This is a genomic window from Flavobacterium mesophilum, assembly GCF_039581405.1.
Lineage (GTDB): Bacteria > Bacteroidota > Bacteroidia > Flavobacteriales > Flavobacteriaceae > Flavobacterium.
In genome coordinates this window covers 44,481-59,151 of the sequence record NZ_JBCPXZ010000002.1, presented here as the reverse complement: position 1 = coordinate 59,151, position 14,671 = coordinate 44,481, and the positions used below count along the sequence as shown (strand labels likewise).

The window sequence follows — 14,671 nt, the reverse complement described above, 5'->3', positions numbered from 1 at the left end:
TTGAAGTTTAAAAAGTTTCAAGTTTCAAGTTTCAGGTTTCAAGTTGACTTTATGGAACGTAAAGTTTTATATTTTTTGCGTGCTTTGCGAAACCTTTGCGTACTTTGCGGTTAAACCTGAAACTTGAAACCTAAAACCTAAAACAAAATCATTCATTAAAAAAACTTTGTTCGTATAAATCCCAAACACTTCCACTGCTTACAGCTTCTTTCATTTGTGCCATAATAATATTGTCGCCGTCGCAACGCATATTGATCATTCCGTATTTGACTCTTGTACTTCCTTCTGAATATGAGCGGGCCAATTCGGTAGAAAAAACTAACGGCCTTTTTGATTTGGTGTATTTTCCGGCACAGCCAATGGCATCTGCACGAGGGTGTGAATAGCTTTCATTATCTCCGGACGATATTACAGTAGCATACGGATTAACTTTTGCCATAAAAGCAGTTGTAAATTCTGATGCTCCATGATGACAGGATTTTGCCACATCAACCTCAAACGGATTTGACGTATTATAATGTTCCAGTAAATGATCTTCGGCTGGAATGTTCAAATCGCCGCCATATAAAAAAGAACGATTTCCGTAGGTTATTTTCAGCACAATACTGTGGCCATTTATAGTGTGGGCTTCATCATCAAAATATTTGTAGACTACCTTGTTGTCGATTTTGGAAGTGACAGGTCCTAAAATTTCAATTTTGAAATCTTTGTTGTTTATAGATTTCGAGGAAATTATGCCGTTAGTATGATCCAAACGTACGAAGTCACCAAGACGACCTTGACTTGTGGCAGTATTTACTGCATTCAGAAATTTTTCCTGTAAATCCAGCATACCGCCTTTTTCTTTTAAAGTATTAAATTCAGCTAAAGTATTGAATGTAGTTTCAAGATAATATTCGCCATTGTGTTTCGATTTTTTTCCTAATTCGGTATTGTATTCCTGTTTTGGAAAGTTCGTTTTTTTATTGTTGAACTTTGCAATTCCGTTGTGATAAATTGTTCCGATGGTGTAATGATCGTCATTAATAATGTCAATTAAACCTTGATAATGATCTTTATCAAAATGACTTATAAAAATATAATCAAGATGTACTTTTATGTTTTTGTCAAAATAATATTTGTATTGCCATTTGCTTAAATAATTGCTTAAATTATCATTTGGTCCTCCGTCAATAATTATTTTGAGTCCGTTTTCGTCATTGCCAACTTCGAGCAGTGCTCCGTCGCCTTGACCAACATCTACATAAAAACACTTTAATGCTGGCGAAAAACCTAAAGAGGTTTTATCAATCCAGCCTTCTTTTCCAAAAGCTAGGATTTTTTGCCAATTATTATTTTCCTCCGGTAAAAGTTTGACAAATGATCCCATTAGGATTGTGTTATTCTTTCCTTTTGGCTTTCCATCAGCCCCAATATTTTTGTAAACATCAGCATAAAGACTGATAATTACTTTGTAAATGTCTGCCATAATAATTTTGAATTAGATTTTTACACATTTTACTTTATTAAATAATAGCTTACTAAATTTTTTAAGAAAAATTAATGTAAATATATGAAAATCAATAAAATGAATATTTTTTGTTAAGAAAAAAGAGATGGCTTTTTTTGAGTTTTGGCTATTTTATTGGTTTCAAATTATAATTTGAAACCATTATGAGCTCTTAATTAACAGGTACGGGTCATCAATTTGGATAATTTTGAACTCAATCAAAAAAGTAATAATTCTATGTTTTGATAAACAGGTAAACAGACTTTCTGACGCACAACTGACAAGTTCAATTTTGCTTGCAAAAAAACATTAGAAGAAACCGAATTAACAAACTAATTAAAAAAATCAAAGTCATGAAAAAGTATCATTTATTATTCGTTGTTTTTTTATTTTCGCTGACAATGTCGGCACAAGGGAATGGTTCATTTTTGCTTAATTTATATGGAGGTTATACCTTTTCAGACAAAGTAGAATTTGATTCTTCATACGCAAAAGTTGAAGACGGTTTTGAATATGGTGTAGGTTTTGAGTATTTTGTAATGGATAACGCTTCTGTAGAGTTAAAATATAACAGACTAGATACTCGTATGCCTTTATACACAAGAGTAGCATTACCAGCAGCGGGTATTCCTGCGGGAGGTCAAGTTAACGCTGGTGATGATAAAGGAGCTATTAATTACATCTTAGGAGATTATACGTATTATTTCGGATCAAGCTCTCAAAAGGCTTTGCCATATCTTGGTGGAGGTTTAGGGGTTGCCATTCTTGAATCACCAAAAAGTGGAAGCGGAACTTATTTTGCATGGGAAATCAAAGCGGGTGTAAAAGTTAAAACTGATTCAGCTTTCTCAGTTAATATTAATGCTTATTTGCAATCAATGTCGGCTGCAGTTGGATATGACTACTATTGGGATTACTACTGGGGACCAGTGGCAGTTACTGATTATGCTTCAACATTCCAATTTGGTTTAGGAGCTGTTCTAAGCTATGATTTCAAAAAATAAGAAACCTCAATTTTAAATTTTAACTCATGAAAAGAATATTTTTATTCGCAATTATATTGATTTCTGTTCAATCATTTGCACAATCGTCTTTAAAAGAAGATGTTGAGGTTGTACAATCTATTTATGGAAAATCTAAAGCTGATTTGGTAAGACAATATATGAATTTGTCTGAACCGCAAGCTTCTGCATTTCAAAAGATTTATGATGAATATGAAGTTTCCCGAAAAGCTTTGGGACAACAAAAAGTTCAAATCATAAATGATTATGGAAATAACTATGCTACGCTTGATGATGCTAAAGCGGCACAACTGACAGAAGCAAGTTTGAAAAACGTTGGTGATTATGACAAACTGCTAGCTAAAACATATAGTAAGCTAAAAAAAGCAGTTGGCGGACTTAACGCAGCAAAATTTGTTCAAATAGAACAATATCTTCAAGTGACAATAAGAGCAGCAATTCAAGATCAGATTCCTTTTATTGATGAAATAGATAAAACAAAACTTGCTAAAGGATAAACAGAAAAAGCGATAATATTTCATTATCGCTTTTTTGTTTTTTAAACAATGACTATTTTTAAAATGCAGATTCAAAGCAATATAACATCGTTATTTTATAAAATTCCAAAGAGATGTTATAATACTTAATTACGGTTCAAGAAGTATTTTTGATTGGAGTTTTATGCATGCATTTTATTGGGTATAATCTCGACATTAATTAACATTCAAAATTAATACTATCATGATACATCAAATTGACACTACAGATAATATTGTTGCCTTTAGAGCATTGGCAGAAGTAACAAAAGATGATTTTTTAAGCGTTGTTGTGCCAGCAGTTGAACATCTAGTGAAACAAACCAATGAGATTAATTTTTTATTGGTTCTGGATACTGATATTGAAAACTTCACTGCAGGAGCTTGGCTTCAAGATGCATTACTTGGTTTAAAACACTTAGGGAAATGGAATAGAGCCGCGATTATTTCGGATTCAGAAGATATTATTTCGTTTACAAACGGATTCAGTTTTGTGGTTCCAGGTGAGTTCCACGGATTCAAAAAAGAAAATTTCAACAAAGCTTTGAATTGGGTAGAAGGAAATATTAATCTTTCTTAATTTTTGTTTCAAGTTTCAAGTTTCAAGTTTCAAGTTTCAAGTTTCAAGTTCTTCAGCGAGGAGCATAAAAAAAAAGCAAATTCTATGAATTTGCTTTTTTTTTGTTAGTACAGTTAGGAAACCTGAAACCTGAAACTAAATCTTAATGATTATATTCAATTCCACTGCTATGAGTATGTTCTTTTTTTGCTTTGTATGATTTTGAGATTTGTTTGTAGCATGCTGAACTTAAAAGAGGCAGTGCCAAACTTCCAACCACTGCAGCCGATTTATTATGACCTGTTTTTTTCAATACAGCACCAACTAAAAGTGCTCCGATTCCAGCGCAAACTAAATTTTTTACTGATAATTTTGAAGCTGAAGCAGGCGTTATTCCGTGTAATAAAGGATCTATAAAATTCAAATTTTCCATGATTATAATAATTTACTTCGTTAAACTTTATTTGTATTAATTTGACAGCTTTTCGCTGTCTGTTTCGTTTTCAATTTTTTCTATTTCTACTTTTTCTTTTTTTATCGCTTGCCTTAGCAAAGCAAAGAGGCTCATATAAGCATTTGCCATAAAAACCAGCGAGAATCCTGCCAAAATATAGCCTCGCCAGTCATTTAACAAAAGTTTATAATCGCAAAGCACTAAAAATGCAATTGTGACATAGTGACTGAAGCAATATTCGCAAGTAAAAAGATAAAATGCTTTTCTTGACCAAATCGTCTTGTCATTTTTTGAATGTCTGACACACCATTCTCGTGGTTCTTTAAAGATTTCTTCATGCGTTACCGTCCAGCTGATACAAGCAATTGGAACAGCTAATACAAAAAGCCAGATAATTTGGGTGGTCAAATCCATATTCGAATTGATTGGTTATTCTCTCGGATGATTTTCGGGAAAATGTTCGGCTTCAAAATCATCCATGTCCTTTGTATCATCGTCATCTAGGTCGTTATCTTTTTCCATGTCTAAATCGGGATCATAATCTTCATCGAAATCATTTTTTCGATCATCATTTGTAATAGCATCATCTTCATTTACAATTCGTTCTTGATTCGGAATATTTTCAGATCTGACATTAGTGTTCTTTTCAAAATCTGTCGCAGGATGATTCAAATCTTCAATAAATTCTGCTTGATATTGGTATGGATCTTCATCTCGCGCATAATTATCATTATCAACTAAAGTGTTTTGATCAATATAATCAGGATCACTTTCGCCAAATTCGCGATTGTCATGTTCTTTTAAATCTTGTTTAAAATCATCTTCATTAAAAGAGCCATTCACAATAATATTTTGTTCGATAAAATCAGGATCGTGCTGATTGTAAGCGGGGTTGTGATACTTTTCCATAACGTAGTTTTTTAGATTTGTATTATTTTTTTGTCGGAAAGGAATCCTTCATGTCTTTTGCTGAAGGTTTTGCTTCATTTTTTACAGTCTGTTTTTTTACAGATTTCAAATCGGCTTCATTTTTTGAACTTGCAAGTCCTTTTTTTGCTTTTGCATCTTCCTTATTTGGGGTTGTCGTTTTCATGATTTCTGCTTTTTAAAGTTTGCATTTTACAAATTTACCAAGCAATTACGGGATTGCTTTATACGAATCTTGCTTATAGCTGCATAATTATCAGTTGCTTATAATATAAGAATTACGATAAATCGTGTAATTTTTTGTGCGGTGAAAGATTTTACTTTTGAATTGCATAATCTGAAAAATAAAATTTCTATGGCTTCCTCTAAAGTGACTAAATGCTGCAAAGCCTTAATTGAAAAAAATCTGACTATTACGTTTGTCGAAAGCGCCTCAGCTGGCAAAATGTGTTATGAATTTTCGACTGTTTTTAATTCGGGCCGAATATTAATTGGTGGAATGGTTTGTTATCATAGTTCAATGAAAGAAGATTTATTGCAGATTCCGTGGGGAACAATTGAAAAATACAGTGCAGAATCGGCTGAGGTTACAAAAATGATGGCGCAGCGTTTTTCTCGGTATATCAATTCCGATATCTGCGTGGCCTTGACCGGGCTTACAACTCCAGGAGGAAGCGAAAGCGAAGAAAAGCCTGTTGGTACCATATTTTTGCATATTGTTTTTCCAAATAAAGAAATTGCGACGCAAGTTTATTTTCAAGGAGAAGCGGAAGTGATTATTAATCAGGCCATAGATGCCGTTTCAGAAATCATTTTAAAAGAAATAACAAGCTAATTCAAAAAGTATGAGTTATTGTACTGGTACAAAATGATTTATAAGTAATGTTTTACATTTTTGTTCTGAATTATAACTTGTAGTTATATTGTAGTAGAAGTATTGTAAGAAAAAAAAGAAGTTAATGCGTAATATTGCCAGAGAGAGTTAAAAAGCGACTATTTAAAGCTTTTTGAACCATTCCTAAATTTATTACCTCAAATCCTATGTTCATTACCTTTACTCCAAATCAAGTACATTTTTGCTATGGCAAAAACAGTTGGTATTATGCTTTCGAAGAAATAATAGAGCTCGGTTTAGTTCGTAAAAAGAAAAATCATCTTTTTATAAACGTTTTGTTTGGTCTTGTTACAGCCGTTGCTTATTACTGCATGCTTTTTACAAAGATTCCAGATCTTTACTACATTATTCCCTCCTTAATGGTTTTTGCAATCCTTACTATTTTAAGATTTCATGATACTGCAGAGTTTGATTACTATGTTCTAGTTCGGGATTGTTATCAAAAAGAAATCACGGTGAAAATTAAAAGTAAAGATAGACCAATTGTAGGCAAGCAAATTGACATTTTTTCTAGTATTCAATTTGCCCAGACTATAAAGAAGACAGCATAACTTTTAAAATATATAAATGAGAGTTACCGGAATTCTCCATTTCGACTTGGCTTTTATCGTTATTGCTGTCGTTTATGGATTTATTATAACTACTAAGAAAAAATAACAGGAAAGCTGCTTTATTAACCTACGAATAAAGTAGCTTAGAAGCCTTTTAAATTCAGGCTTGACTGCAATACTATCAAGGTGTTGGGCTATATCAGTTAAGCCGTTCCAAATCAAAAATATGGCCACTTCAATTAAAAATAAAATTAAAAGCATTCGAGAATTAAAAAATTACACTCAGGAATATATGGCGGAACAACTTGGCGTGACTCAGGCAGGTTATAGTAAAATTGAAAAAGGTAAAACTGTTTTATCTTATGTGAAATTAGTCGAGATTGCCCGTATTTTAGAAGTCAGTGTAGAAGATATTTTGAGCTTCGACAGCGAACGGTATTTCAACAACTTTAATAAAGTAATCGGAAACAACAACGGAAGCATCTTAATTAATACTGAGGAAAATTCAGCAACATTAAAAATTCTTTATGAAGACAAAATAAAACTATTGGAAAAATTACTTGAAAAAACAGAAGCCGAATTAGAGCGTTACAAAGAAAAATACGGCCCGCTTTAAGATCATCATCGAAAGCAAAAATCATTATTTATAGTGATGTGTAAAATTGATCCGAATTATAGTTTTGCCCTTTATGAAAAGAGGTAAAACATATAATAGGAGAATGAAAAATCACACCATTGTTTTCAATAAAACTCGCATGTTTTTAGGCATAATTTTCTTTTTAGGAATTTTGGCTTCTTATGGACAAAACGGCTGTCCTCAAATTCCCAAATCTGATTTAAACGGATTCAATGGTTTTTCTGTAGAAGGAAAAGCCGGAGCTGATGATCTAGGCAAAAGTGTAAAAAGTGCCGGCGACATCAATAATGATGGAATTGACGATTTGATGATTGGAGCTCCAAATGTCGATTTTGGTGGGAATATAAATGTTGGGGAAGTTTATGTCATTTTTGGAAAAGCAGGACTTTCAATCAGCACTTTTGATTTGACAACGCTTAATGGAACAAACGGATTTGTAATAAGAGGTGTTGCTGCAAATGAACGACTAGGTGCCGTTATCAGCGATGCTGGCGATTTGAATAATGACGGAATCGATGATATTATAATTGGAAGCGAATTTGGAACACAAGCAACAGCATTTGTTTTCTATGGATCTTCAGCTCCATTTTTGCCACTTTATAATCGAACGGATTTAAATACTTCCAATAGCGCGGCCTTTAATGTAGATTCTTCGACCTATACAGATATTGTAGATGTAAGTAGAGCAGGCGATTTAAATCATGACGGAATCAGTGATGTGCTTTTAACGATTGATGGAGGATTTTACGTTCATTATGTTATAGTTTTTGGAAAAACAGGACTTACAAATCTAAACACAAATAGTTTAAATGGCGCGGATGGATTTATCATTGCAGGTTACCATATTTCTTTTTTGGGCCCGACTGCTATTGGGCGAAATGCTGGGGATGTTAATAATGATGGAATCGATGATTTGATTTTTGGACTTGCTGGTTTTAGTGATGGCGGTTTTTCGAATAATGGTAGGGCAGTAGTCTGGTTTGGTAAAAGTGCGCCTTATGCAGCTTTGTATAGTTTAGATACAATGAGTGCTGCTGAAGGTTTTGTGATTACGGGAACGGGAGATTATAATTATTTAGGAATATCGGTTGCAGGTGTCAAAGATTTTAATTCCGATGGCATTGATGATGTTTTGATTAGCGGATACGGAAAAACCGTGAATGGAATTTCGCAAGCCGGCGAGGCTTTTGTGCTTTTTGGAAGAAATAGTGCTTTTCCAGCTACTTTTTCGAACAGCACCTTAAATGCAAGTACAGCGGTAATTTTTCAAGGAAAAGTGGCGTACGAGAATTTTGGATATCGAGTAAATTCGGTTAGAGATGTAAATCATGACGGAAAAAATGATATTATAATAACCGCTAAAAAAGGCGGAAGAGCGAATAATGGTGCCGTATATGTTGTTTTTGGGGGAACAACCGCGGCAGGCATTATTGGCGATAATGAAATTATCGGAACAAAAGGTTATCAGGTTTTTAATGACGAGAGCTACTTTTCGATGTATATTTTTGGGGCAGATGCTAGCGGTCTTGGCGACTTCAATGCCGATGGAACGAACGATTTTGTAGTAGGTTCAATTGGGATGAGCGCGGTTTACAACATCAAAGGAAACGCTTATGTTTTTTATGGCGAAAAATCAGATCGAACTGATGCAGTCCTACCAGTAATAAATTGCCCGACAGGCATGGAATTGTACGCAAATGCGACATTGCCAAATTACATTCATTTTTTAGGAACTATTTCAGATAATTGTACAGATGTAAATGATTTGGTATTTACTCAAAATCCTCCCGAAGGAACATTGTTTACAGCAAATACCAATGTAACCATTACGGTTAAAGACGAATCAGGAAATACTAATTCATGCACTTTTTTAGTAAAGCTTAAAACCAATACTCCCGTATTGGATTGCAAAACTGCTTACTTAAATGCAGCAGATTTAAATGGTACATTAGGATTTTCGATTTATGGAGAAAAATCTTCAAGTCTTGCAGGCGCTAGTGTAAATACGGCTGGTGATGTAAATGGAGACGGAATAACTGATTTTATTGTAGGATCTCCCGGTGAATATCAAGCAGGAAGTGGCACATACAACAATATATACCGAACAATAAATGGCGCAGCATATATTGTTTATGGAAAAACTTCTGGTTTTCCTCCTAATATTGATTTGGCTTTGCTGAATGGAACAAATGGTTTTAAAATCACAAATGATTTGCCACAAGCGAATTTTCCTGTAACAGGTTATGATGTTGGTGCGGCAGGCGATATTAACGGCGACGGTATTGGCGATTTTTTGATTACGGATCCCTATAGACACACTTCGTATGGAAATGAAAATGGGCATGTTTATGTAATATTTGGGAAATCATCAGGATTTCCAGCAGAATTTTTATTGTCTTCTTTAAATGGAACTAACGGTTTTGCATTAATTGGTACAACCAATTATGCAGCAGTTGGAATTGATGCCACTGCAGTTGGCGATATCAATGGCGATAGAATTGATGATTTTGCCGCAATTGAAAACGGTTACGGGACAACAACTGGAAATGTATTTGTAGTTTATGGTTCACACTCAGCTTTTCCACCAATATTGCGAACCAATCAAATTGATGGGACTAATGGTTTTATAATACAAGGTGATGCAACTCAAGGAAAAATCGGGAGAGTAATTTCTGGTTTGGGTGATGTAAATGGCGATGGAATTCAAGACATAGGTGTGGGAACTGGCGTTGATTCTCCAGAGATGAAAAAGTTTGTAGTTTTTGGACGTTCGTCAAATTTCCCTCCAATCTTGAAAACAACGACTTTAAATGGCATAAATGGATTTGCAATTGAAAATTCGATTGCGCCATTGAGTGAATACATCGGCATGAAAAAAGCGGGTGATATTAATGGCGACGGACTAAACGATATGGCGATCGATGGGGATTATATATTGTTTGGCAAAAATTCTTTTCCAGCATTAATCGATTTAAAAAATCTTAACGGAACAAATGGTTTTAAACTCCTTAATTCGAGTTCCAGTGATGTGTTTTCTGGTGGAGGTGATTTCAATAATGATGGTTTCGATGATTATTTAGTGCGATCAACCAACAGTGTTGCTATTTATTATGGAAAAAGTACTTGGACCGCAACTGTTGACGTAAATACTTTTACAACGAAAGATTATATCAGGATGTATGTGCCATATTCATATCCTGATGATATGAATTATGTTGGAGATGTGAATCATGACGGAATAGATGATGTCATTGTTGGAACTTCGCTTCCTCGATATAACATAGTGCCAAATAACTTGCCGGGTTTTGCGTATGTGCTTTTCGGAAAGAAAATTGAAGATCTTGAAAAACCCGTAATTACAAATTGTCCAACAAACCAAACATTAGCTATTGGCGATCCAATTCCAGATTACAAAACAACTATAAACGTAACCGATAATTGTGATCCAAACCCCGTAATTGCGCAAACTCCGCTTCCAGGAACGATTTATACAGGAGGGATACAAACGATAACATTAAAAGCAACCGATGCCAAAACTAATTTTCAAATTTGCACTTTTACGATTTCAGCGGGTAGCGACATTACGCCTCCAACTATAACTTGTCCGGGAGATCAGCAATTGGCTTGTGGGGCTTTGGTTCCTAATTATTTGAATCAACTTATTGTTTCAGATGATACAGATACAAGTATCGATGTGACGCAATTTCCGGGAGCAGGCTCAACTTTTTTTGACGGAATGCAAATCGATTTTACGGCAAAAGATGATGCCGGAAACGAAAGCCACTGCAGTATTACACTTACTGCTTCAGGAGCAGATACAGAACCGCCAACTTTTACTTGTCCGACAAATGTAACATTGAATTGCGGGGATGTAACGCCAAATTATGCAATTGATCCAATGATGAATCTCGCTGATAATTGCAGTGAAACGGTTCATTATGAAATGACGCCAGCGGACGGAACACCTTTTTATGACGGAATGCCGATTCATATTAAATATACAGATGAATCTGGAAACTCGTCCTATTGTGATTTCATTATTCATAACGCAACGCCAGATATCACAAAACCTGTAATTAGTTGTACAGGAAATAAAACTTTAGCTTGCGGAAGCCTTTTACCAGATTACAGAAGTTTTGTATCGGCTACAGATAATTGCGCAGGGACAATTATCTATACACAAAATCCACCGTCAGGATCTGCTTTTACGTCAGGAATGACAGTTACAATTACTGCAACAGATGTTTCTGGAAATTATTCCGATTGCAGTTTTATAATTAACGCTTCCGCGGATGTCACAAAACCGGTAATTACTTGTATTGGAAACCAGACTTTGGCTTGCAACGCTACAATTCCAGATTACAGAAATTTAATTTCGGTTACAGACAATTGCGATGCTTCGCCAGTTTTAGTTCAAAATCCAATTGCAGGAACTGCTTTTGTTGATGGAATGACGATAAAAATTACAGCAACAGATGCCTCAGGAAATTACGCTGATTGCAGTTTTATAATTAACGCTTCCGCGGATGTCACAAAACCGGTAATTACTTGTATTGGAAACCAGACTTTGGCTTGCAACGCTACAATTCCAGATTACAGAAATTTAATTTCGGTTACAGACAATTGCGATGCTTCGCCAGTTTTAGTTCAAAATCCAATTGCAGGAACTGCTTTTGTTGATGGAATGACGATAAAAATTACAGCAACAGATGCCTCAGGAAATTACGCTGATTGTAGTTTTATAGTTAACGCTTCCGCGGATATTACAAAACCGGTTATCACTTGCATAGGAAATCAAACATTGGCTTGCAACGCTACAATTCCAGATTACAGAAATTTAATTTCGGTTACAGACAATTGCGATGCTTCGCCAGTTTTAGTTCAAAATCCCGTTGCAGGAACTGCTTTTGTTGATGGAATGACCATAACAATAACTGCAACTGATACCTCAGGAAATTACGCTGATTGTAGTTTTATAATTAACGCTTCCGCGGATATTACAAAACCGGTTATCACTTGCATAGGAAATCAAACATTGGCTTGCAACGCTACAATTCCAGATTACAGAAATTTAATTTCGGTTACAGACAATTGCGATGCTTCGCCAGTTTTAGTTCAAAATCCCGTTGCAGGAACTGCTTTTGTTGATGGAATGACCATAACAATCACAGCAACAGACGCCTCAGGAAATTACGCTGATTGCAGTTTTATAGTTAACGCTTCCGCAGATGTTACAAAACCCGTAATTACTTGCATAGGAAACCAGACTTTGGCTTGCAACGCTACAATTCCAGATTATAGAAATCTAATTTCGGTGACAGACAATTGTGATGCTTCACCAGTTTTAGTTCAAAATCCAATTGCAGGAACCGCGTTTGTTGATGGAATGTCGATAACAATCAGAGCAACAGACGCTTCAGGAAATTACTCCGATTGCAGTTTTATAGTTAACGCTTCCGCAGATGTGACGAAGCCAGTAATTACGTGTATCGGCAATCAAGAATTGTCATGTGGTAGTGTAATTTCAGATTATACGCCTTTAGTTACAGCAAGTGACAATTGCGATGCCTCGCCAATAATTACGCAAAGTCCAGCTGCGGGAAGTGTTTTTACATCAGGAATGACGGTAAAATTAACTGCGACTGATATTTCAGGAAATTATTCTGATTGTAGTTTTATTGTAAATGCTTCCGCAGATGGTATTGCGCCGGTAATAACTTGTATTGGAAACCAAAACCTAAATTTTGGAACACTTTTACCAGATTATCGATCAATGATTACTGTGACAGATAATTGTGATTCAGGTTTGACCGTTACACAAACTCCAAATCCGGGAACTCCAATCACAAACGGAATGAGCGTTGTCATGTCAACATCTGATAATAGTGGAAATTCTAAAAACTGTTATTTTATCATTAATGTTGTTCAAGATAATGAAGCGCCAGTTTTTACTTGTCTTTTAGATCAATTGGTGTCTTGCAATACGAAAATGATTCCTGATTTCATAAAGATGATTACGGTTACAGATAATTTCGATTCTAATCCGCAAGTGACGCAAACGCCTATTGCAGGAAGTGCTTTCACAGAAGGAATGACAGTAGAAATAAAAGCTGTTGACAAAAGTAATAATGTGAAAAAATGCTCTTTCAAAATTCAATCTAATCCTGTACTTGTTGACGCAGGAGAAGATCAAGAAATAACCGAAGGTCAATTGGTAACGCTGGACGCGATGGCATTAGAAACAGGTTCTTATTCTTGGTCGCCGTCAAAAGGACTAAATAATAGCAAAATTGCAAATCCGTCGTTTTTCGCTTCTGAAACTACGACTTACACCGTAACCTTTAAAAATGCACAGGGCTGTGAAGCTACAGATGAGGTGACAATTGCAGTAAAACCTTTGGATAAAGACGAAACAAAATATGGCTTTTCGCCAAATAATGATGGAATAAATGATTTCTGGGAAATTGATGATATCACACAATATCCGCAAAATCAGGTTTTGATTTACAGCCGTTGGGGAGATTTAGTGTTTCAAATGGATAACTACAACAACTCCACAAATGTCTTTACTGGAATTGCAAACAGAAGCCGAAAACTCGGAGCCAACGAACTTCCTGAAGGGACTTACTTCTTTGAAATCCGTGTCAATCAGCCTAATCATTTTAAGAAAACCAAGGGATACCTAGTTTTAAAACGTTAATTCATGAAAAATAAATTAAATATATTCATTGCCTTATTCATCATTATAATATTCATAGATGGCGCTTATGGCCAACAAACTCCTGTTTTTTCAAGTTATAATTATAATGCGGTTTTAATCAATCCTGCGCACGCGGGCTATTATCCAGATACTGATATCGTAATGACAACAAATGGTTATTTCAATTCTGTTGACGGAAGCCCGAAGAATTTTGATCTTTCTGTAAATACACTTTCTTGGAATGAAAAAATTGGTTTAGCGGCAGGAATTTCAAACGACCAAATTGGAGTTACCAATACGACTACTATTTTTACGTCGTATTCATATAAAATCAAATTCGATTCGGATTATAAATATGGAAAATGGTGGGCATACGATCCCAATGTCATTTCATTCGGACTTACAGGCGGAGCAATGATTTACAATGAAAATCTAACACAGTTGGGTTTAGAAAATGATCCCGAGTTTCAGGAAAATGTACATAGCGTTACACCAACACTAGGACTTGGTTTTTTGTATAATAAAGATGCGATTTACTTCGGAATTTCAGCGCCAAATGTGTTGAGCAGTACTTTCAATTCAAAAAACAACACCAACTTACAGAATGCGTATTATAGTTATTTCGGCTACCGATTTTTTACCGATCGATTTGAAGAAATATTAATAAATCCCAGTTTTTTATTGAAATATGTTGAAGGCGCGCCTTTCCAAGCCGATTTTAATATTTTGGTAAATTATAAAAACAAACTGGAATTCGGAACTGGTTATCGAACATCCAATACCTTAAATCTTTTGGCAGGTTTTCATGTCAATCAAAAATTCAGAATCATTTGCACATACAACAAGTCTTTTGAAAATGTAGTAATTCCAGATACTTTTGGGTTGGTTTTAAATTACAGATTTGGTGATGGTTTTGAGTAAA

The 14,671-nt window shown here is 35.0% G+C and carries 13 protein-coding genes; 8 read left to right on the top strand and 5 right to left on the bottom strand.

Annotation, left to right across the window (positions count from 1 at the left end; translation table 11 throughout):
- Positions 1-148: 148 nt before the first annotated feature.
- Positions 149-1,468, bottom strand: a complete 1,320-nt coding sequence (locus AAYQ19_RS04935; RefSeq protein ID WP_343534506.1) for a ComEC/Rec2 family competence protein — start codon at positions 1,466-1,468, stop codon at positions 149-151.
- Positions 1,469-1,842: 374 nt separating this feature from the next.
- On the opposite strand from AAYQ19_RS04935, the gene AAYQ19_RS04930 reads away from it, so the two are divergent.
- From AAYQ19_RS04930 to AAYQ19_RS04920, 3 genes are all read left to right on the top strand, one after another.
- The gene (locus tag AAYQ19_RS04930) at positions 1,843-2,493 is read left to right on the top strand and encodes a porin family protein (RefSeq protein ID WP_343534504.1); all 651 of its coding nucleotides are present in this window, start codon (positions 1,843-1,845) and stop codon (positions 2,491-2,493) included.
- A 26-nt stretch (positions 2,494-2,519) separates the two neighbouring features.
- Positions 2,520-3,008, top strand: coding sequence for a hypothetical protein (locus AAYQ19_RS04925; protein WP_343534502.1), 489 nt, complete (start codon positions 2,520-2,522; stop codon positions 3,006-3,008).
- Positions 3,009-3,231: 223 nt separating this feature from the next.
- Positions 3,232-3,606, top strand: coding sequence for a SpoIIAA family protein (locus AAYQ19_RS04920; protein WP_320567795.1), 375 nt, complete (start codon positions 3,232-3,234; stop codon positions 3,604-3,606).
- Between the two features lie 142 nt (positions 3,607-3,748).
- On the opposite strand, the gene AAYQ19_RS04915 is transcribed toward AAYQ19_RS04920, so the two are convergent.
- The 4 genes from AAYQ19_RS04915 to AAYQ19_RS04900 are packed head-to-tail and all read right to left on the bottom strand — an operon-like array spanning position 3,749 to position 5,132.
- Positions 3,749-4,018, bottom strand: a complete 270-nt coding sequence (locus AAYQ19_RS04915) for a PrgI family protein (RefSeq protein WP_343534496.1) — start codon at positions 4,016-4,018, stop codon at positions 3,749-3,751.
- A 36-nt stretch (positions 4,019-4,054) separates the two neighbouring features.
- On the bottom strand, positions 4,055-4,453 hold the full coding sequence (locus AAYQ19_RS04910) for a hypothetical protein (protein ID WP_343534494.1): 399 nt from the start codon (positions 4,451-4,453) through the stop codon (positions 4,055-4,057).
- Positions 4,454-4,468: 15 nt separating this feature from the next.
- The gene (locus AAYQ19_RS04905) at positions 4,469-4,948 is read right to left on the bottom strand and encodes a hypothetical protein (protein ID WP_343534492.1); all 480 of its coding nucleotides are present in this window, start codon (positions 4,946-4,948) and stop codon (positions 4,469-4,471) included.
- Between the two features lie 22 nt (positions 4,949-4,970).
- The gene (locus AAYQ19_RS04900) at positions 4,971-5,132 is read right to left on the bottom strand and encodes a hypothetical protein (protein ID WP_343534490.1); all 162 of its coding nucleotides are present in this window, start codon (positions 5,130-5,132) and stop codon (positions 4,971-4,973) included.
- A 189-nt stretch (positions 5,133-5,321) separates the two neighbouring features.
- Here AAYQ19_RS04900 and AAYQ19_RS04895 point away from each other — a divergent pair, with 189 nt between their 5' ends.
- The 5 genes from AAYQ19_RS04895 (at position 5,322) to AAYQ19_RS04875 (ending at position 14,670) form a co-directional block, all read left to right on the top strand.
- Positions 5,322-5,801 (top strand): CinA family protein, encoded by a 480-nt coding sequence (locus tag AAYQ19_RS04895; RefSeq protein WP_343534488.1) that lies wholly within the window; start codon positions 5,322-5,324, stop codon positions 5,799-5,801.
- Between the two features lie 206 nt (positions 5,802-6,007).
- Positions 6,008-6,412 (top strand): hypothetical protein, encoded by a 405-nt coding sequence (locus AAYQ19_RS04890; protein ID WP_343534486.1) that lies wholly within the window; start codon positions 6,008-6,010, stop codon positions 6,410-6,412.
- Positions 6,413-6,638: 226 nt separating this feature from the next.
- Positions 6,639-7,028: a helix-turn-helix transcriptional regulator gene (locus tag AAYQ19_RS04885; protein WP_343534484.1), complete on the top strand. Its 390-nt coding sequence runs from the start codon at positions 6,639-6,641 to the stop codon at positions 7,026-7,028.
- A gap of 103 nt (positions 7,029-7,131) precedes the next feature.
- Positions 7,132-13,749, top strand: coding sequence for an HYR domain-containing protein (locus AAYQ19_RS04880; RefSeq protein ID WP_343534482.1), 6,618 nt, complete (start codon positions 7,132-7,134; stop codon positions 13,747-13,749).
- Between the two features lie 3 nt (positions 13,750-13,752).
- Entirely contained in the window at positions 13,753-14,670 is a 918-nt protein-coding gene (locus AAYQ19_RS04875; protein WP_343534480.1) for a PorP/SprF family type IX secretion system membrane protein, read from the top strand.
- Position 14,671 lies beyond the last annotated feature (1 nt).

Excerpts from the sequence above, each read along its gene's own strand:
- AAYQ19_RS04935 (WP_343534506.1), bottom strand. The coding sequence starts at position 1,468 with ATGGCAGACATTTACAAAGTAATTATCAGTCTTTATGCTGATGTTTAC.
- AAYQ19_RS04930 (WP_343534504.1), top strand. The coding sequence starts at position 1,843 with ATGAAAAAGTATCATTTATTATTCGTTGTTTTTTTATTTTCGCTGACA.
- AAYQ19_RS04925 (WP_343534502.1), top strand. The coding sequence starts at position 2,520 with ATGAAAAGAATATTTTTATTCGCAATTATATTGATTTCTGTTCAATCA.
- AAYQ19_RS04920 (WP_320567795.1), top strand. The coding sequence starts at position 3,232 with ATGATACATCAAATTGACACTACAGATAATATTGTTGCCTTTAGAGCA.
- AAYQ19_RS04915 (WP_343534496.1), bottom strand. The coding sequence starts at position 4,018 with ATGGAAAATTTGAATTTTATAGATCCTTTATTACACGGAATAACGCCT.
- AAYQ19_RS04910 (WP_343534494.1), bottom strand. The coding sequence starts at position 4,453 with ATGGATTTGACCACCCAAATTATCTGGCTTTTTGTATTAGCTGTTCCA.
- AAYQ19_RS04905 (WP_343534492.1), bottom strand. The coding sequence starts at position 4,948 with ATGGAAAAGTATCACAACCCCGCTTACAATCAGCACGATCCTGATTTT.
- AAYQ19_RS04900 (WP_343534490.1), bottom strand. The coding sequence starts at position 5,132 with ATGAAAACGACAACCCCAAATAAGGAAGATGCAAAAGCAAAAAAAGGA.
- AAYQ19_RS04895 (WP_343534488.1), top strand. The coding sequence starts at position 5,322 with ATGGCTTCCTCTAAAGTGACTAAATGCTGCAAAGCCTTAATTGAAAAA.
- AAYQ19_RS04890 (WP_343534486.1), top strand. The coding sequence starts at position 6,008 with ATGTTCATTACCTTTACTCCAAATCAAGTACATTTTTGCTATGGCAAA.
- AAYQ19_RS04885 (WP_343534484.1), top strand. The coding sequence starts at position 6,639 with ATGGCCACTTCAATTAAAAATAAAATTAAAAGCATTCGAGAATTAAAA.
- AAYQ19_RS04880 (WP_343534482.1), top strand. The coding sequence starts at position 7,132 with ATGAAAAATCACACCATTGTTTTCAATAAAACTCGCATGTTTTTAGGC.
- AAYQ19_RS04875 (WP_343534480.1), top strand. The coding sequence starts at position 13,753 with ATGAAAAATAAATTAAATATATTCATTGCCTTATTCATCATTATAATA.